Source organism: Enterococcus quebecensis (assembly GCF_001730365.1).
GTDB classification, from domain to species: domain Bacteria; phylum Bacillota; class Bacilli; order Lactobacillales; family Enterococcaceae; genus Enterococcus_L; species Enterococcus_L quebecensis.
On sequence record NZ_MIKB01000001.1, the window covers coordinates 60,641 to 78,845 of the forward strand.

At 35.6% G+C, this 18,205-nt stretch carries 18 protein-coding genes; 7 read left to right on the plus strand and 11 right to left on the minus strand.

What is annotated here, in order from left to right; genetic code table 11:
- The first annotated feature begins 283 nt into the window (after window positions 1-283).
- Window positions 284-1,108, plus strand: a complete 825-nt coding sequence (thiD, locus tag BCR23_RS00275) for a bifunctional hydroxymethylpyrimidine kinase/phosphomethylpyrimidine kinase (RefSeq protein ID WP_069633504.1) — start codon at window positions 284-286, stop codon at window positions 1,106-1,108.
- Window positions 1,109-1,119: 11 nt separating this feature from the next.
- Window positions 1,120-1,668: an ECF transporter S component gene (locus BCR23_RS00280; protein ID WP_069633505.1), complete on the plus strand. Its 549-nt coding sequence runs from the start codon at window positions 1,120-1,122 to the stop codon at window positions 1,666-1,668.
- Window positions 1,669-1,729: 61 nt separating this feature from the next.
- Here the strand turns inward: BCR23_RS00280 and BCR23_RS00285 are convergent, their stop codons facing one another.
- The 5 genes from BCR23_RS00285 to guaD all read right to left on the minus strand — a co-directional run bounded on the left by BCR23_RS00285 (window position 1,730) and on the right by guaD (window position 7,154).
- A complete protein-coding gene (locus tag BCR23_RS00285) occupies window positions 1,730-2,713 on the minus strand; it encodes a permease prefix domain 1-containing protein (protein WP_069633506.1) in 984 nt (327 codons plus the stop codon).
- Between the two features lie 33 nt (window positions 2,714-2,746).
- Entirely contained in the window at window positions 2,747-3,067 is a 321-nt protein-coding gene (locus BCR23_RS00290; protein WP_069633507.1) for a PadR family transcriptional regulator, read from the minus strand.
- A 150-nt stretch (window positions 3,068-3,217) separates the two neighbouring features.
- A complete protein-coding gene (guaC, locus tag BCR23_RS00295; RefSeq protein ID WP_069633508.1) occupies window positions 3,218-4,195 on the minus strand; it encodes a GMP reductase in 978 nt (325 codons plus the stop codon).
- A gap of 195 nt (window positions 4,196-4,390) precedes the next feature.
- Window positions 4,391-5,776, minus strand: coding sequence for a uracil-xanthine permease family protein (locus BCR23_RS00300; protein WP_069633509.1), 1,386 nt, complete (start codon window positions 5,774-5,776; stop codon window positions 4,391-4,393).
- A 4-nt stretch (window positions 5,777-5,780) separates the two neighbouring features.
- Entirely contained in the window at window positions 5,781-7,154 is a 1,374-nt protein-coding gene (gene guaD / locus BCR23_RS00305) for a guanine deaminase (RefSeq protein WP_141706660.1), read from the minus strand.
- Window positions 7,155-7,459: 305 nt separating this feature from the next.
- Between guaD and BCR23_RS00310 the strand changes: the two genes are divergently transcribed.
- Together BCR23_RS00310 and BCR23_RS00315 are read left to right on the plus strand one after the other, a co-directional pair.
- Entirely contained in the window at window positions 7,460-8,086 is a 627-nt protein-coding gene (locus BCR23_RS00310; protein WP_069633511.1) for an MBL fold metallo-hydrolase, read from the plus strand.
- A 139-nt stretch (window positions 8,087-8,225) separates the two neighbouring features.
- Complete coding sequence (locus tag BCR23_RS00315; protein WP_069633512.1) at window positions 8,226-8,927, plus strand: histidine phosphatase family protein; 702 nt, start codon at window positions 8,226-8,228, stop codon at window positions 8,925-8,927.
- 73 nt (window positions 8,928-9,000) lie between these two features.
- Here BCR23_RS00315 and BCR23_RS00320 read toward each other — a convergent pair whose 3' ends face one another.
- The 5 genes from BCR23_RS00320 to BCR23_RS00340 all read right to left on the minus strand — a co-directional run bounded on the left by BCR23_RS00320 (window position 9,001) and on the right by BCR23_RS00340 (window position 14,103).
- The gene (locus BCR23_RS00320) at window positions 9,001-9,855 is read right to left on the minus strand and encodes a MurR/RpiR family transcriptional regulator (RefSeq protein WP_069633513.1); all 855 of its coding nucleotides are present in this window, start codon (window positions 9,853-9,855) and stop codon (window positions 9,001-9,003) included.
- Window positions 9,856-10,014: 159 nt separating this feature from the next.
- Window positions 10,015-11,448: a PTS transporter subunit EIIC gene (locus BCR23_RS00325; protein ID WP_069633514.1), complete on the minus strand. Its 1,434-nt coding sequence runs from the start codon at window positions 11,446-11,448 to the stop codon at window positions 10,015-10,017.
- Between the two features lie 24 nt (window positions 11,449-11,472).
- Window positions 11,473-12,360 (minus strand): N-acetylmuramic acid 6-phosphate etherase, encoded by an 888-nt coding sequence (gene murQ / locus BCR23_RS00330; RefSeq protein ID WP_069633515.1) that lies wholly within the window; start codon window positions 12,358-12,360, stop codon window positions 11,473-11,475.
- Window position 12,361: 1 nt separating this feature from the next.
- On the minus strand, window positions 12,362-13,426 hold the full coding sequence (locus tag BCR23_RS00335) for a DUF871 domain-containing protein (protein WP_069633516.1): 1,065 nt from the start codon (window positions 13,424-13,426) through the stop codon (window positions 12,362-12,364).
- Between the two features lie 185 nt (window positions 13,427-13,611).
- Window positions 13,612-14,103, minus strand: coding sequence for a PTS sugar transporter subunit IIA (locus tag BCR23_RS00340; RefSeq protein ID WP_069633517.1), 492 nt, complete (start codon window positions 14,101-14,103; stop codon window positions 13,612-13,614).
- Between the two features lie 177 nt (window positions 14,104-14,280).
- Here BCR23_RS00340 and BCR23_RS00345 point away from each other — a divergent pair, with 177 nt between their 5' ends.
- The 3 genes from BCR23_RS00345 to rpsT all read left to right on the plus strand — a co-directional run bounded on the left by BCR23_RS00345 (window position 14,281) and on the right by rpsT (window position 17,698).
- Window positions 14,281-15,111: an undecaprenyl-diphosphate phosphatase gene (locus tag BCR23_RS00345; protein WP_069633518.1), complete on the plus strand. Its 831-nt coding sequence runs from the start codon at window positions 14,281-14,283 to the stop codon at window positions 15,109-15,111.
- Between the two features lie 243 nt (window positions 15,112-15,354).
- Window positions 15,355-17,271, plus strand: coding sequence for a heavy metal translocating P-type ATPase (locus tag BCR23_RS00350; protein WP_069633519.1), 1,917 nt, complete (start codon window positions 15,355-15,357; stop codon window positions 17,269-17,271).
- A gap of 172 nt (window positions 17,272-17,443) precedes the next feature.
- Complete coding sequence (rpsT, locus tag BCR23_RS00355; RefSeq protein ID WP_069633520.1) at window positions 17,444-17,698, plus strand: 30S ribosomal protein S20; 255 nt, start codon at window positions 17,444-17,446, stop codon at window positions 17,696-17,698.
- Between the two features lie 109 nt (window positions 17,699-17,807).
- Here the strand turns inward: rpsT and BCR23_RS00360 are convergent, their stop codons facing one another.
- Window positions 17,808-18,191 (minus strand): ester cyclase, encoded by a 384-nt coding sequence (locus BCR23_RS00360; RefSeq protein WP_069633521.1) that lies wholly within the window; start codon window positions 18,189-18,191, stop codon window positions 17,808-17,810.
- Window positions 18,192-18,205: the final 14 nt, after the last annotated feature.

The following is an 18,205-nucleotide window of genomic DNA, read 5'->3' on the forward strand; positions in this document are numbered from 1 at the left end:
GTTTCTGGCTGATTTTCGGCATTTAGTGGTAGTTAACGAAAGGTCCCAACGCTTTCTTTGGTCGCCTTGCACTGCTCAACATCGAATCATTTCATTCTTCGTGTTTCAAAACTAAGGATCAACGCTCCCTTTGGTCGCCTTGTACTGCTCAACATCGAATCATTTCATTCTTCGTGTTTCGCAGCAATTGGATGACCTGAAAATAACCCAATTGGCTGTTTTTGTCAACTTATGTTTGTTTTACAATGTATGTATCAAATTATTTATGAATAGAGGTTAGAGAATGATCAAAAAAGTTTTGACAGTTGCTGGTTCTGATTCTAGCGGTGGTGCAGGTATTCAAGCGGATTTAAAAACATTTGAAGAATATGGAACGTTTGGTTTTTCGGCTTTAACTAGTATAGTGACAATGGATCCAGATGAAGGTTGGAGTCATATGGTTACTCCTATTGAGCCTGAGTTGGTAGAAAGGCAATTAAAAACTATTTTTGCCGGTGGTTCTCTAGATGCGATGAAAACAGGCATGCTTGGTACAATTGAGGCCATTGAAATTACTCGAAGCTACATTGATAAATTTTCAATGGATAATATCGTCATTGATCCAGTTATGGCTTGTAAAGGAACGAGTGAACTGTTACAGCCGGAAAATGTCGCTGCTATGACTCGTTTACTTTTACCTAAAGCGACAATTACAACGCCAAACTTGGTAGAAGCTGGGATTTTATCTGAAATGGGTGATTTGACTTCTATAGATCAAATGAAAGAAGCAGCCAAGAAAATTCTTGCGTTGGGCCCTAAAAATGTCGTAATTAAAGGTGGTCACCGCTTGCAAACAGATAAAGCAATTGATCTTTTTTATGATGGATCTGATTTTACTACCTTAGAAAACGAATTATTTGCAACTGACTACAATCATGGTGCTGGCTGTACCTTTGCTGCTGCAGTAACTGCTGGTCTTGCTAAAGGATATTCTGTCATTGAAGCTGTAGCTCTAGCTAAAAAATTTGTGGCGTCAGCAATCAAAAACGGGCAAAAAATTAATCCATTCCTTGGTCATGTTTGGCATGGTGCATACAATCATGCAGAAAATCGAATGACGGATAATTAAGGAGTGATTCTATGTATAAAAAAAACTCAACGACTTCCATTGTTTTAGTTGGATTATTTGCTGCATTGACTATTCTAGGTACAATGCTTAAAATCCCTTTGCCTACTGGCGCATTTGTTCATTTAGGCAACGCCGTTTTATTACTAGCGGTTCTTTTGATTGGTTATAAAAAAGGTGCCTTGGCTGGTGGTTTGGGTTTTGCTATTTTTGATGTTTTAAACGGATTTGCAGCAGAAGCTCCTTATTTTATTATAGAAAGTTTTATAGTAGGCGGTGCAGCAGCTTTGATGATTGTATTTTTCCATCACAATATTAATACTATCTGGAAAATCATTGTTGTAGCTGCTGTGACCGGTATTGCAAAAATCATCATGACACAAGTAAAAAATACTATGATGGGTCTTCTTGCTGGTGCAGATTTTAATGTGGCATTTGCAAGCTCTCTGTCAAAATTACCCGCAACTTTCATCAATGTTGCTACTACTATTGTCATTGTGAGCCTTGTCTATTTCCCGCTGAAAAAAGCCATGGATATAATATTTACAAAACAAACCTTTTAATCAACCTTACAAAAAAACAGTCCACTTATTTTGACAATATCAAAAATAAGTGGACTGTTTTTTATTCTTTTCTACTAAAAATACTTTCCAACACCCCAAATGCAATTGCACCCACAGGAAAGATTATCCAGTTTGATCCCCAATTTCCTAAGAGAAAACCTTGGCATAAAAAGATTCCAACAATGATGGGCCAATAAACTTTTTCAAGTGTATGCAACCATTCTGGTTTCCTACTGTTGCGTTCAGCTTTTGCTCTTGGCCCCAGCTCATTTTCGTTTGAAATAAAATAAGTATTCTCAATCAATTTAGTAAAACTACCCATAATTACTCCACCAAAAATAAAGAAGAAAACACTAAAAGAAACTACTCCAAACATGCCTCCAACACCCAATAGCGCTCGTCCTATTGATTGATTGAATACAGTTAGTAAAACTACCGGTATCAATGATAAAATGGCCAATATTACTCCTGTAACCATGCAAAAAACAAACGAACGTTGGAAAATTTCTTTTCTTGTCTTCACTTCATTTTTCACTTGAAGAGGAATAAAACGATCATCTAGCCTTTTATTTGAATTGATCATACTTGTTCCAGCTATAATAAACAACGGAACTCCAATCGCTATACCAATAAAGAAAAACAGTAAACCAAAACCTATACCAAAAGGTCCGCCCAATACACCAATTGAAGCAAATAAGGCAGCGCTGCCCATCAAGATCATCATCACACCCAATCCAATCAGTGTAGCACCTTTACGTCTAATAGCTAAAAATTCAATCGATTCATCTATCGTAATTTCGTCGATTTCATATCCTTTCTCATCAGCAAACTCCTGCTTTATATTCATTTCATCTAGTAGTTCATCAATAGAGCCAAATTCTGAAATCACTGCACCTATAGCTTCATTTTCAGATTTCCCTTGTCTTTTTAAATCTTCGTATCTGTCTTCTGCGCTTGCAAGTAAATCTTCTTTTAGCTGTATTGTTTGGCTTGTTTCCGGTACGCTTAAAAACAAGCTGTCAATATAATCACTGATTGTTTTCATTCCATTTCCTCCTTAAATTAAAAGCATAGTAGGTTAAATAATAAAACGTTCGACCACTTTTTTTGTCAATAACCATTCGACTTTTTTTTCTTCCAAGTATTGTTTTCCAGACGACGTAATTTTATAGTACGTTCTTTTCTTCCCATGTGTGATTTGCCCGGGAAATGATTCGATAAATCCATTCTTTTCTAAACGGTTAAACGCTGAATATAACGTTGTTTCTTTGATCGAATAGTTATTTTGAGAAATCTCCGTGATTCTTTTAGAAATCGCATAACCATAAGAATCTCCTTCCTGCAAAACAGATAAAATGAATGTATCATTATATCCTCTTATTGCATCGCTGCCGATCATTGGACCACCTCCAATTACTCCATCAGATGTACTACGTCTGTCGTTGTAATTATAATACCATGATTACTACGACAGGTAAAGTAAAAACAAAAAAAGACTAGGAACTAACTCTTCGAGTCATCTCCTAGTCTCATGATATCTAGATTTTAATTAAATTGTATCACCATTAAAAATTGAATTTTTTACTATAACATAATCCACTTTACGAATTGCTTCAAGATCACGTCCACCTGCATATGAAATGGAAGATTGCAAATCTTGTTGCATTTCTACTAATGTATCAGCTAAACTTCCTTTGTGTTGAAGCCAGATTTTCTTCCCTTCAACGTTTTTCTTCTCACCTTTTTGAAATTCTGAAGCACTGCCGAAGTATTCTTTGTAAACAACGCCATCTTCAACTTTCGTCTCACCAGGAGATTCTTCATGACCGGCAAATAAAGAGCCAATCATAACCATCGTTGCACCAAAGCGTACTGATTTTGCGATATCTCCGTGTGTACGAATACCACCATCTGCAATTATTGGTTTTCTAGCTGCTTTAGCACACCAACGTAGTGCTGCTAATTGCCAACCACCAGTACCAAATCCTGTTTTAATTTTTGTGATACAAACTTTACCAGGTCCAATTCCGACTTTCGTCGCATCTGCCCCAGCATTTTCTAACTCACGAACAGCTTCAGGTGTTCCCACATTACCAGCAATAACAAAAGTATCTGGTAAATGTTTTTTCAGATGCTGAATCATATTGATCACTGCGTTGGAATGACCATGAGCGATGTCGATCGTTACATAGTCAGGAACTAAGTTGCGTGCTGCTAATTCCTCAACAAACGCATATTCGCCTTCTTTTACCCCTACGCTAATTGAAGTGATTAGACCCTTAGCATTCATTTTTTCAATAAATGGAATTCGAGCACTTTCATCAAAACGATGCATAATATAAAAATAATCATTTTTCGCTAAAAATTCTGCAATTTCTTCATCAATAATCGTCTGCATGTTTGCAGGAACGACTGGCATTTTAAAGGTGTGCTTACCTAATTTCACCACTGTATCACATTCAGAACGACTGTTCACGATACATTTATTCGGAATCAACTGGACATCTTCGTAATCAAAAACTTTCATACTTTATTGCCTCCTAGCAAGTTCTATTAAAAATACGCAAAAACCCGAACATTAAACATTAAATCGTTCGCATTTTCCAACACCTATGCTAATTTACACTATTTATTCGTGAAAGTCAAAGGTAAATGACGAAAAATATGCAGACTAACTTCCGATTGTTCGTCTTTTCAGATGAAAACTTCAAATCCAGAGTCTTCAAACAGCATTTATCTCACTTTTTTCTAATCTTGTTTGCTCCATTTTGTGTTTTTCCGCCTTTTCCTCTGGCAATAAGCGATTTAAAAGGATCGCTGCAATTGAAGCTGTAGCCACCGAAGAACTAAATAGATATTGTAAAAATTGAGGTAAAGATTGAATAAATTCCTTAGGTATTAAGGTTAACGCAATCGTAAGAATCATAGGGATTGCAATCACATACATTTCTTTTTCACTGATTTCAACTTCTTTAATTACTTTAAGCCCACTGATTGAAATAATACCGCACACAATGACGAAAACTCCCCCAATCACAGGAGATGGTATGGAAGAAATCAATGTTGATAGTTTTCCTGACAAACCAAAAACAATGAACCATGCTCCCGCTGCTACAAACACTTTTTTACTGGCAACACCAGTGATTGAAATGATTCCTGCATTCGTTGAATATCCCGTAACTGGTGTTGTTCCTAACATAGACGATATAAAACACCCAATGCCTTCCCCTACAACACCACGGTTAATGTTTTCATCTGTTAAAGGTTCTTCGCAAACATTACTAACCGCAAACCACGTACCTGTTGTTTCAGCCATTAAAACAACGTAAATGATAACCATTGTTAAAATAGATGATAGATCAAATGAAAAATGGAAATTAACAAACGGGATTTTGGGAACGCTAAGTAACTGCGCCTTAGATACCTGAGACAAATCAAGTATCCCCATAAATTGCGCAGTCAGACAGCCAATAATCAACGCCAAAATCACTGAAGATATTCTAAATATACGACCTTTCCCAGGAAAATGCGAGCCGATCATCGCAAACAAAATAAGCGAAGAAGCCGCAATGGTCGCCAATAAAATATTTTGACCTAAATCTCCCGAAGCCATAAAAACATTATCATTTAAAGCAACAGGCATTAGTGATAAACCTACAATAAAAATAATCGTTCCTCCAACAATCGGAGGCACAAAGGCTTTGATTAGTCGGTTAAAGACACCTGTTACACCTAAAATAATCACTAAAATTGCTCCAATCAAACTAGCTCCTAAAACAGTTCCCCATCCATTACCATTTTGACTATTGGCAAAATAAATACCTGCAACTGCTCCAATAGGTATAAATGAAGGGCCTTGTGCAACTGGTAGTTTCATACAAAAATAGGATTGAATAATTGTAGCAAGTCCAGCAGCAATAAAAGTAGATTGAATCAGCGCTGAAGATTCTTTAGTTGTTAGACCTATTATTGAAGCAATGATAAATGGGACAACGTATACATCCATCGCTAGAACATGTTGAATTCCTAAAAGAGCTGATTGTCCGATTGATACATCATCATTTGGCCCGACAGTTAATTTTGATTTTTTTACCTTCATCTCTGACATTATACTATTGCCCCTTTAATATCTTCATATTTTTGTCGTGAACTTTTCTTCCTTGAACCCAAACTTCACGAATATTCTCAGGTCGCGATAAATAAAGTATTTTTTGAAAAATATCCATTAACGGTTCTTCTTCAGAAAAAATCGGTAACTCCTGCGTATCAATAATTTGGATATCCCACGCATAATCAATAGCTAACTTTCCAACAGATAAACTTAATGATTCCCCGCCGCCAGCAGTCGCTAAATAAAATGCTTCGTTTAACGTAATGCTGGAATTTGGAACGCCACGTGTTTCACTACTACATTCTTTATCTACGCCATCTTCCAACATTCTTGAAGACATAACGGCTTGTTTGATGTTATCAAAAAGGCTAGGAGAAAAACCTCCTGAAATATCGCTGCCTAACCCAACTTCTACTTGATATTCCCTTAATAATTTAGCTATTGGCGTCACAGCATTGCCAAAATAAGCATTAGATATTGGACAATGAGCAACTGCTGTTCCTTTTTCCGAAAATAACTTCATGTCTTTATCAGATAAAAAACCACAATGAGCCATGACTGCTTTTTCTGTTAGTAAACCGAAATCATTTAGTGCAAAAGCATCATTTTTTCCAAATCGTTCTTTAACAAACGAGTGGGCCCAATCACTTTCACTACAATGAGATTGGATATGAACATCATATTTTGCTGCTAAATCCCCTAATCCTTTTAAAGAATCCTCTGTACAGCTTGGAATAAAGCGTGGTGTTACTACTGGATAAACGCCTTGAGGTGTTTTTTTATTTAGTTCTAACACTTCTTGTATAAATAATTCTGTTTCGGAAATGGCTTCCTGGGCATTAGTATCACGATAATACTCAGGATTTTGTTCTGGATCGTCCATCACAACTTTTCCAACTAAGCCTCTTTGCCCTTTTTCACTACAAATTTCAGCTAAACGTAGGCTTGCTTCTCGATGAACAGTTGCAAAATACAAGGCGGTGGTTGTTCCATTTTTTATTAATTCTGAAACTAAATCAGAATAGACTTTTTCTGCAAATTGCTCATCAGAAAATTTTGATTCTAGAGGAAATGTGTAAGTGTTAAGCCAATCATATAAAGGCAGATCAAGCGCAGTTCCAGCTTGGGCCCATTGAGGTGCATGAATATGAAGATCAACAAAGCCAGGTAAAATATACTGACCCTTAGCTAATTCTTGCAACTTATTTATAGCTGAATACTCATGGATCGTTTTAGCGTATTCTTCTTCAGATGAAAATATGATTTTAGTGATTATTCCAGATTCAGAAATACAAAATAAAGCATCTTCAAGAATAGTTACATTTTTTGAATCAGCACTGGAAAATGCAGTTCCTTTTACAACAAATTTAAACAAAATAAATACTCCTCTCATAACAATACAAAAGTAGTATACACAATAATTCGTATTCTTGATATATTTTTCTTGTATTTTTATAAAAAATAATCGAAAGAACAAGCGAAACACGAACATTGAAATGTCGAACACAAAAAAAGACAAGTTATTTTTACAACATTTGAATCAACTTAATAAAAAAATTCATTTAAAAAAATTGATATGATTCCTAAAAATTATTTTAGAAAGAACATCTATAGCTTTTGATTCTAGTCTAAATTGGGTTATACTTATAGAAGATTCACACTTACTAGGAGGCAAAAATTATGCTGAAAATCGAACGAATCAAAACTGGCGAGATTCAAGAAAATTGTTACTTAATCTATAACGAAAACAACCTATTGATCATCGATCCAGGTGCTGAAGCAGAAAAAATTGTTTCTTTAATTGAAAAAACAAACAAGAAACCACTTGCTATTTTGTTAACACACACACACTATGACCATATTGGAGCAGTCGAAGAACTACGTCATCATTATCATATTCCTGTATATGTTAGTCCCCTTGAACAAGAATGGCTATCAAATCCAACCTTAAATTTATCCGGCTTAGGTCGTCATGATGATATTGCAGACATCATTGTCCAACCTGCAGAAATAGAATTTGAATTAACGGACTATGATTTAGGTGGCATCAAATTTTCTGTTGTACCTACTCCTGGTCATTCAATTGGTAGTTTAAGTTTTGTTTTCGATGACTTTGTTATCACTGGAGATGCCTTATTTAAAGGCAGTATCGGTCGGACAGATTTGCACACAGGTGATATGCAACAACTTCTTCACAGTATCAATACCTATCTTTTCACATTACCAGATGAGTTTCCAGCTTATCCTGGCCATGGAGATGCTACAACTATTGAGCATGAAAAGAAAAACAATCCGTTCTTTAATTAAAACTAGACTTTCATACTTATCTTTTATATTCTCTAGCTCCTCAAAAAAAGATAAAATAAACCTGTGACTAAAAGCGTCACATCAATTTTCCTGAATAAATCTTTACCCCACTAAGCTTTTAAAACAAGGAGGATATGTCATGAATAAACCAACAACGTTATATATTATTCGTCACGGCAAAACCATGTTTAATACAATAGGCCGAACACAGGGCTGGTCAGATACTCCTTTAACTAAAGAAGGAGAAAAAATCATTCACTATCTAGGTCTTGGACTAAGGGACACGGACTTTAAAGAAGCATACTCTAGCGATAGTGGACGTGCAATGCAGACTGCTCGTATTATTTTACAAGAGCACCAACATGGCTCAACGATTCCTTATAGTACTGATAGTCGTATTCGTGAATGGTGTTTTGGTTCTTTAGACGGAGGCTATGATGGTGAACTTTGGGGCGTTGTACCTAGAATTTTAGCGTTTAAAGACTATGAAGATATGATGACAAATCGAATTAGTTATAAAGACTTAGCCGATGCCATTATTGCAGCTGACACGGCAAATTGGGCAGAACCTTATGAAAAAATCAAAGAACGTGTCTGGAGTGGCTTTGAAGACATAGCACAACACCGAGAAAAAAATGGCGGTGGAAATGTGATGGTTGTCTCACATGGATTGACAATTTCATTTTTATTATCTCTGATCGATCATAGCTTACCAATGCAAATTGGTTTAGAGAACGGTAGCGTAACTAAACTCGTATACGAAAATGGGACGTTTACCATTGATAGTGTCAATGATACTGACTACATTGCCAAAGGACGTGCTCTTTCATTATCTAATTAACTGAAAAAATAAGGTACTGGAGAATTTATTAACATTTCTCATCAGTACCTTATTTTAATTGATTAAACAAATTTTAATTGCTTTTTTTTACGATTGCCACGGCGTCTCTTGAATGTTGAATTTTTTCTAATGTAACCTCATAATTTTTAGCTGCATAAGCAAAGAACAAAACATCAACCACATATAATTGTGCTGTTAAAGAAACAGTTGCCGCACTTCTCAAAGGTGCTTCTTCTCCTTCTGGAGTTAACAATATAATCGAACTTTTTTCTGCCAACATTGAATTTGGGTTCGTTGTCAGCCCGATGACTGTCAGTCCTTTTTCTATGGCAAGATCGGCTAATGCATTTGTTTCCTGATTCATTCCAGAATTTGAAATACCAATGAAAATGCCCTTTAATCGGTTTGTTCCCATTGCAGAGGCAAATAAATGCTGATCCATCGTAAAGAAAACACTCAAGCCTATACGGGTAAATTTCTGATAGATATCTTGTGCAACTAGCGAGGAAGCACCCAATCCATAAACAAAGATAATCTCAGCATTTCCTACTGCTCTAACAGCTCGGTCAACCGCCTCATCTGCCAAATGCTCACTCGTTCTTTCCAACACATGAACCAAACGATGCTGCAACTTTTCTTTTATCGCTGCTGTTGTCTCACCATTTTCAACTTCAGTATACATTTTCGTATCCACAGTTCCTAGATTCGCTGAGAGCAATAATTTTAATTCAGTAAAGCCATTTACTTCTATTGATCGGCACAAGCGGATGATAGCAGCTGGACTAGATCCTGCTTTTTTTGCAAGTTCCTGAGCACTTAAATTAATGACTTCTCCTGTATTCTCTAAGATATATTCTGCCACTTTTTGTTCCGAACCTGGTAAATGCTTAAGATGATCTTGGATCGTTAAGATAATATTTTGCAGCATTACTACACATCCTTTTTCTGCTTAACTCAAACTTGTTTTCATAACTATAAAAAGATTTCCAATCAGTTCATAGATTTATTATAGCTAAAATCAAACAGAAAAGAAACGCATCCATTAAACCTCTATTAAAAAGTAATTGACATCTCTAAAATTCCCAACTTATGTTTCTTGTAAATCCTTTGGAATTCCGAATAAAAAGGTAGCAATAAATCCGCCTGCGTATGCAGCGAGTAAACCTAAGACATAAGCTAACCATTGATTATTAGCAATTAATGGTATCAGTGCTACACCGCTTGGACCAATGGCAATCGAACCGATGTTACCGAATGCTCCGATTACAGCCCCACCAATACCGCCTCCAATACAAGCTGTAACAAAGGGGCGTCCTAATGGCAGTGTCACACCATAAATCAATGGCTCACCAATCCCTAATATACCTACAGGTAGTGCACCTTTAATCATTTCAACAAGTTTCTTATCTTTTTTACAACGAATCCACAAGGCTAAAGCTGCACCTACTTGACCTGCACCCGCCATTGCTAGAATCGGCAACAGTAATGTCATCCCTGTTTGATTAATCATTTCAATATGAATCGGCGTTAGTATTTGATGTAGCCCAAACATGACCATTGGCAAGAAGGTAGCACCCAAAGTAAATCCTGCTAAAATACCTCCTTTTTCTAAAACAACATTGATTACACCAACAAGACTATTTGATATAAAACCTGCAATAGGCATAATCAGGAAAATCGTTATCAATCCAATCACAAGTAAGGCAACTGTTGGTGTAATAATGATATCAATCGAATCTGGTATCACTTTATGCAGTTGTTTTTCTATCAAAGACAACAACCAAACAGCAAAAATAACACCAATAATTCCACCTTGTCCAGCTGATAAATTCCCCCCAGTCAAAAAATTAGGTAAGGGTGCTTCTGGATTCATACCAGTCAACATGGTTACCGCACCGATCACTCCTCCAAGCGCTGGTGTTGCCCCAAATTCGCTAGCGCTATTAATCCCAGTATATAAAGCTAGATAAGCAAATATTCCATTTTTTATGATATTCAAAACGTCTATATATTGTTGCCATGAATCGCCGATCGTTCCAGCAACTAGCAAGTTTGACATTACTGCCGCAATCCCACCAATTATACCTGCTCCAACAAATGCAGGTATTAACGGAACAAAAATATTAGAAATCGCTTTCAAAACCTTTTTGAATCTAGAATTACTTTTATTTTTTTCCTTTTGTGTCGCTTTGACTTTAGCAGCTTTTTCTTCGACTAGTTGTTTTCCAGTTTGATCTTCCTGATCTGGAAATGGCTCACCCAATTTTACACCAGCTATGTCAACCATTTCTTGCGCCACTTTATTCACAGTTCCAGGTCCAATTACAACTTGCAATGTGTCATCTTCTACGACACCCATTACTCCCTCAATAGTTTTTAATCCTTCTAGATTAACTTTGTTGTAGTCACGAATATCCATACGAACACGTGTCATACAGTGACGTAGTTTTAATACATTCCCTTTACCTCCTACTTCTTTATAAATTTCTCTAGCCAAATATTTGATTTTGTCCTCTACCATGATTGTTTCTCCTTTCGATCTCATTTAAAGTGTATTTTTTATAAATTGGTTACCTTGTGCTAATTTTTTTAGCGCTTCGTCTTTTGACGCATTTGTCAATAACATAACGATTGCTAGTTTTACATTTTCATCTGCTTTGATAAAATATGTTGTTGCTGTTTCGTAGTTGCAAGCAGTTGCTTCCATAATAATTCGTTTTGAGCGTTCAACAAGTTTTTCATTCGTTGGTTTTACATCTACCATTAAGTTCTTATACACCTTACCAATTCCGATCATTGAAATAGTCGATAGCATATTCAAAATTAGTTTCTGAGCCGTTCCAGATTTCAATCGAGTTGAACCCGTTAAAAATTCAGGACCTGCGTCAATTTCAATAGGCCATTGTGCATATGGACTGATTTTAGCTTCTTTATTACAAGAAATTGAAGCGGTAGTGGCACCAACTGAGTCTGCGTAGATCAATCCACCGATCACGTAAGGAGTACGTCCACTTGCAGCAATTCCGATCACAATATCTTTACTTGTTAGTCCTAAATCTGTTAAATCTTGTTTTCCTAACTCTTGTGAGTCTTCTGCTCCTTCAACAGCTATAGTCATCGCTTTTTGTCCGCCTGCAATTAAACCTTGAACCATTTCTGGCGATACACCAAATGTAGGTACACATTCTGCAGCATCTAGCACACCTAAACGGCCACTTGTTCCTGCCCCCATATAAATGAGTCTCCCTCCATTATTAAAAGAATCTATGATTGATTTTACAACTGGTTCTATTTGAGGAAGTGCTTCTCTTACAGCTAAAGCAACCTTTTGATCTTCTCGATTCATTTTCTCCAGTGCTTCTTTTATGGTTAGTTCATCTAAATTCATAGTTTCTTGGTTTCTGCGTTCTGTGGTTAATTTTTCTAAATTCATTTTATAATGTTCCTTTCTCCGTCAAGTTAAACGTTCTACCAGCTTTTATCAATTGCAACAAAGAATGATCTTCTGGCGTCACTTGTGCAACAACATTAACCTTTTTATTCTCTGGTAAATCTATTTTTGTTAATTGAATTTCTCCCATATATCTTCCATAACCAATATTGTCAATCGTTACACTGCCCATTTTACGTTCTAATACTTCCTCTGGTTCAATCATTTCAATTTTTCCAAAACGTGCATCAGCACTGCGTATCACATCTCTTGCTTCATCCTGTCGATTATTATGATCACCTAAAATAAGTGAGTAATAACGACTACCAATATCTTCAACTTCCATTTGAATAACACCATACTTACTGTATATTTCAAACTGCTTCTGTGTTCGTTTGCTAATCATAGGATCTCCGAAGTAAACACCTTCAACTCTATAATTTTCTTTCAGATCAACTGCGGCTGAAAATGGATTGTCATAGCGATGTTTTTCAAGGGTAGGTAATCCTTCATATAATGGACCACGCAGCTGCTCATTCCCCGGAACAAAGGCAACTACTTGAAATCCAGTTTGCTTTAACCATTCATTTTTCTTTCTAAAAAATCGACTTGATAAACCTGTTTCGGGTCTTGGATAGTAATTATGCCACGCTTCAATATGTTCAAAATTTGCACGAAAAGATTTTAATTCTGTTATATCATCTGTTGTAATCGTGCTAGCATTCAAACCAACATCAAGAGATTGAGATACTTTTGCAATTAGTTGATTGGAAATAGCATAATCCATACGCAAACCGGTTACTCCTATAGATAAAAGTTCATCTAAATGCTCAAAGGAAAAGCCCGCACGTTCCAAAGCAATTCCTGAGATATCAACCATTAATTTCATCTTAGCTTTTTTAGCAACTTCACCAAGCTCTTTCAGTCTGTTTGCATAGAGGTCTCCATTCTCTTCTGGAATATGTAGGGAAGTAAAAATCCCTTTAAATCCAATTTGATGCATTTCTTGAATATATGTCCGTGTCTCACCAGTCATTTCTTCACCTAAGAAAATTGAAATGCCAAACATTTCAGCCACTCCTTTCTAATACGCTTTCATTATAAACTTTATGAAATTAAATTTCAACAAAAAACATAAATATTAAGATTTAACAAAATAAAATTTCGGATTAATCAATATAAAAAGAGCGAAAATGTTTATTTTTTCGACTCTCTCAAACACTCTTTTATTTATTCAATTGGCGATCCACGTTTTTACGCTGTAGCAACCCCAACTTCATCTTCTACATTTATCGGTCCAGTTCTAGTTAGATTAAAGCTCTTTACTAAATCCATATTGGTAATTACAACAACCATGTCGGTAGCTTTCCCAGCAGAAGTAATAAATTCTAAATCAACCTTAGCTATCAACGTTCCTCTAGATACTTTGCTTCCTTCACTGACTTTTATGTCAAATGGCTCTCCATTTAATTCTGCAGTATCAATTCCCATATGAAGTAAAATTTCTAAACCATTTCCCATCTTCATGCCAACCGCATGCTTTGTTTGAAACACACTAAGTACTTCCCCTTCAATGGGCGAGTATATTTCACCTGTTTCTGGAATAATTGCAAAACCGTCTCCCATCATCTTCTGAGAAAAAACAGGATCCTTAACTTCACTGATGGGAATTAAATTCCCTTTAGCAACTGCATATAGCGTTTCATTTAATTGAACTGGTTCTTTCTTTTTCAAAAATCCAAACATTTACTTTATCCTCCAATTTTCATGAATAGTAATAGTATAGAAAATTCTCAGAATAATTACAAGAATGAATATGTTGTAGTCCACTTTTCTCCCCTCACAAAAAGTTAGTTGGTTTTTTTGACACTAAAAGGTATACTATTAGTGATTTATTATTTTATTCCGGAAAGGATTGAACCTATGCTTTTATCAAATTTATGGAAAGCAATTATTCTTGGCATTATCGAAGGTGTGACAGAATGGCTTCCTATTAGTAGTACTGGGCATTTAATTTTAGTCGATGAATTTATTAAAATGAACCTTAGTAAAGACTTTATGGAGATGTTTAATGTCGTTATCCAACTCGGTGCAATCATGGCTGTTGTCTTTCTTTACTTTCATAAACTAAATCCCTTCTCTCCTCAAAAAACTGAAATAGAGAAAAAAGATACTTGGGTTCTTTGGTCTAAAGTTATTGTTGCTTGTGCACCCGCAGCAATCATTGGCATCCCGCTAGATGACTGGTTGGAAGCTAAATTTCACAATTTCTTTACAGTGGCCCTAATGTTAATTGTTTACGGAGTTGCCTTTGTAGTAATTGAAAAAAGAAATAGAACACGTAAACCAAAATGTACAGATTTAAATCAATTCACGTATAAAGCGGCAGCAGTTGTTGGCTTTTTCCAAGTTTTATCGTTGATTCCAGGTACCTCTCGTTCAGGAGCGACAATTCTTGGAGCAATTATTATTGGAGCCTCAAGATTTGTTGCAACAGAGTTTTCATTCTTCCTTGGAATTCCAGTTATGTTTGGAGCAAGCTTCTTAAAAATTTTGAAATTCGTATTGAAAGGAAATTCATTTGGATTTACAGAAATTTTTATTTTGCTAACTGGCTCTATCGTTGCATTTGTTGTATCAGTTATCGTTATTAAGTTCTTATTAAACTACCTGAAACGAAACGATTTCACCGCTTTTGGATGGTATCGAATTATTTTGGGTGTGCTACTTATTAGTTATTGGCTATTTTCATAAGACTATTAGAACCGATTGAATCGGTTCTTTTTTATTTATCGGAATAATTTAAGTAAGTAAAATGAACTCTCCTTAATGATAATGATTATCACTATTAATTAGAATCAATCTATTTAAAAACAAAAAACAAAACCTTATAAATAAAGGTTATTTCTAATTGATAACCACTATCATTCTCATTTAGTTGATTCTATTATCAATTAGATAATAGATGTGTTATCCTTTTTATAAGGAGTGATATTTATGAAACTTTCAGAAGAAAAACAAGCAATTCTATCTACTATTTTATGTTTATTATTTATGGTTATTGGCTTTATACTAGAAAAATCAGGTACAGCCCTTTACCCCATCAGTTTTATTTTAGCTATTTTTTTTGGCGGATTTAAACAAACAAAAGAAGGGCTAATTGAAACGATTAAAAATCGTCATTTAAATGTAGACTTACTGATGGCTTTAGCTGCCATCGGAGCTTGTATCATCGGTAATTGGTTTGAAGGTGCTATGCTAACATTTATTTTCTGTCTTAGTGGTGCATTGGAAGAATATACGACAAACAAAAGCAAAAAGGAAATTGCCAGTTTGATGAATATGCAACCAGAAACAGCATTGTTACTTAACGATCAAGGAAAAACGACCGAGACCGCTGTGAACCAATTACAGATTGGAAATTTATTACTTGTTCCTAAAGGAGCAAGTATCCCGATTGACGGTATATTAACAAAGGGTTCTTCAACAATTGATGAAGCAGCAATAACAGGAGAATCTGTACCTGCTGAAAAAAGAAAAGATGATTCCTTATTTGGAGGAACAATCAATTTAGGCGAAGCCATTACAATGACTGTTACTAAGAATAGTGAAGATACACTATTCGCTAAAATCATCCGACTAGTAGATGAAGCGCAAAATACTCCTTCCCAAACAGCAAGCTTTATCGAGAAACTGGAAAACATTTATGTAAAAGTCGTTTTGATTGCTATTCCATTAATGATTTTGATTCCTTATTTATTTTTAGGTTGGTCATGGAATGAGAGTTTTTATAGAGGAATGGTTTTATTAGTCGTTGCTTCTCCATGTGCTTTAGTAGCTTCAGCTACACCTGCAACACTAGCCGCAATCTCTAATGGAGCAAGAAATGGTGTATTATTTAAAGGCGGCGTGTATTTAGAAAATTTGGCTTCATTAAAAGCAATTGCTTTTGATAAAACTGGCACTCTGACACGTGGTGTTCCTGTTGTTACTGATTCCCTATTCTTAAACAACGATCAGGATGCTCTAAATATTCTTGTAGCGATGGAAAGAAGGTCTACTCATCCTTTAGCTCAAGCTATTGTCAGCCGTTTTGATGATGAAACTACATTAGATTATGAACAGATTGAAGTCAAAAACGTCATTGGTTTAGGAATGGAAGCAACTATTGCCTCTACTACTTGGCGTATAGGGAAAAGTACGTTTAACGACCAAACAACAATAGACAACACCTTACTGACAAAAATTGATGAACTCCAACAAGATGGAAAAACAGTGATTTGTTTGTTCAAAGACCAAGAAATAGTTGCATATTTTGGATTATTAGATGTTCCTAAGCCAGAAGCCAAAAAAACTATCAGCTATTTTAAAGAAGCAGGTGTTCATACAACCATGATCACTGGAGATCATGAAAAAACAGCTGCTGCTGTAGCAAAAGAACTTAAGATTGACGAAGTTTATGCGAATTGTTTACCTGAAGACAAGACAATCTTGATTAAAGAACAAAAAAAGAAATACGGCGTGAATGCAATGGTCGGTGACGGTATCAATGATGCTCCAGCTTTAGCAAATTCGGCTATCGGCATAGCTATGGGAGAAGGAACAGATATTGCTATGGATATCGCCGATATGGTTTTAATCCAAAATGACTTGGAGAAATTACAAATGAGTCATTTACTTTCAAAAAAATTGAAGCGAATTGTCACTCAAAATATTCTATTTTCTGCGGGAGTCATTATCATACTGATTTTGTCTAACTTTTTCCAAATTATTAATTTACCCTTAGGCGTGATTGGGCATGAAGGCAGTACGATTTTGGTGATTTTAAATGGCTTGAGAATGCTACAAACGATCTCTGTTAAACAATATTCTCCTGCAAAGAACTATTCTACAAAAACAGCAGAATCCGTCTAATTATCCTTACACAAAAATTCATTTTTACATGATGAAATCAATAATTTTACTGTTAAGGAAAAAAACTTGTCATCTTTTATTGCAATGCCTGTTTGGATTAGGTATAATGATTAGTGTTGAATTACATATGGATTTTCCTGTGTAAGACCTTAATTTATCGGAGGTGAAAGAAATGCCAAATATTGAATCTGCAATCAAACGTGTACGTACTAACGCTAATAAGAATGCTCAAAATTCATCTCAAAAAAATGCTATGCGTACAGCTATCAAGAAATTTGAAGATGCTGTAGCTGCTGGCGCTGACAATGTTGATGCGTTATATAAAGAAGCTGCTAGAGCTGTTGATATGGCTGAAACAAAAGGATTAATCCATAAAAACAAAGCAAGCCGTGACAAATCACGTCTAAGCAAAAAATTAGCAAAATAATGATTTGTAGAAGCTAACAAACGTTAGCTTCTTTTTTATACAAAAAAGTAAGGAAGAAAAAAACTTATGTTTTTCATCCCTTACTTCTTATTTTTCGACATAATTACTTCTAGTCCTGAAGTTCAAGTCCTTTACGATCAATTTGGATCCAGTATTCAGAAATTTTATTTTTCTCCACAAGGTAAACAGCGCTCGCAATTTGGACGACCGTTTTTCCGTTACTAATTTGTCCAGTCTGTTTCCACCGGACATAGACCTTATTATCCTCAGCCAATAGCTCTTGAATCTCTAATGTAAATTGACCATAGAGCTCCTGCATTTCCTTTACATGATCAATATAATCTTGAGGAGTTCTCGTTATTGTATATTCATTTTCAGACTGAACTTGATGCGCAACTACGGACTCATGCAAAAAATCGTGTGCCGCTTGAAGTTTTTTTCCAGACCGAACTTCCGCAAAAAAAGACTCAACTACTTTTTTAGATTCATTCATAGAAAGTTACCTCT

Excerpts from the sequence above, each read along its gene's own strand:
- BCR23_RS00315 (WP_069633512.1), top strand. The coding sequence starts at position 8,226 with ATGAATAAACCAACAACGTTATATATTATTCGTCACGGCAAAACCATG.
- BCR23_RS00285 (WP_069633506.1), bottom strand. The coding sequence starts at position 2,713 with ATGAAAACAATCAGTGATTATATTGACAGCTTGTTTTTAAGCGTACCG.
- BCR23_RS00280 (WP_069633505.1), top strand. The coding sequence starts at position 1,120 with ATGTATAAAAAAAACTCAACGACTTCCATTGTTTTAGTTGGATTATTT.
- BCR23_RS00335 (WP_069633516.1), bottom strand. The coding sequence starts at position 13,426 with ATGTTTGGCATTTCAATTTTCTTAGGTGAAGAAATGACTGGTGAGACA.
- BCR23_RS00360 (WP_069633521.1), bottom strand. The coding sequence starts at position 18,191 with ATGAATGAATCTAAAAAAGTAGTTGAGTCTTTTTTTGCGGAAGTTCGG.
- BCR23_RS00325 (WP_069633514.1), bottom strand. The coding sequence starts at position 11,448 with ATGGTAGAGGACAAAATCAAATATTTGGCTAGAGAAATTTATAAAGAA.
- BCR23_RS00310 (WP_069633511.1), top strand. The coding sequence starts at position 7,460 with ATGCTGAAAATCGAACGAATCAAAACTGGCGAGATTCAAGAAAATTGT.
- guaC (WP_069633508.1), bottom strand. The coding sequence starts at position 4,195 with ATGAAAGTTTTTGATTACGAAGATGTCCAGTTGATTCCGAATAAATGT.
- BCR23_RS00300 (WP_069633509.1), bottom strand. The coding sequence starts at position 5,776 with ATGTCAGAGATGAAGGTAAAAAAATCAAAATTAACTGTCGGGCCAAAT.
- murQ (WP_069633515.1), bottom strand. The coding sequence starts at position 12,360 with ATGAATTTAGAAAAATTAACCACAGAACGCAGAAACCAAGAAACTATG.
- BCR23_RS00345 (WP_069633518.1), top strand. The coding sequence starts at position 14,281 with ATGCTTTTATCAAATTTATGGAAAGCAATTATTCTTGGCATTATCGAA.
- BCR23_RS00320 (WP_069633513.1), bottom strand. The coding sequence starts at position 9,855 with ATGCTGCAAAATATTATCTTAACGATCCAAGATCATCTTAAGCATTTA.
- rpsT (WP_069633520.1), top strand. The coding sequence starts at position 17,444 with ATGCCAAATATTGAATCTGCAATCAAACGTGTACGTACTAACGCTAAT.
- thiD (WP_069633504.1), top strand. The coding sequence starts at position 284 with ATGATCAAAAAAGTTTTGACAGTTGCTGGTTCTGATTCTAGCGGTGGT.
- BCR23_RS00340 (WP_069633517.1), bottom strand. The coding sequence starts at position 14,103 with ATGTTTGGATTTTTGAAAAAGAAAGAACCAGTTCAATTAAATGAAACG.
- BCR23_RS00350 (WP_069633519.1), top strand. The coding sequence starts at position 15,355 with ATGAAACTTTCAGAAGAAAAACAAGCAATTCTATCTACTATTTTATGT.
- BCR23_RS00290 (WP_069633507.1), bottom strand. The coding sequence starts at position 3,067 with ATGATCGGCAGCGATGCAATAAGAGGATATAATGATACATTCATTTTA.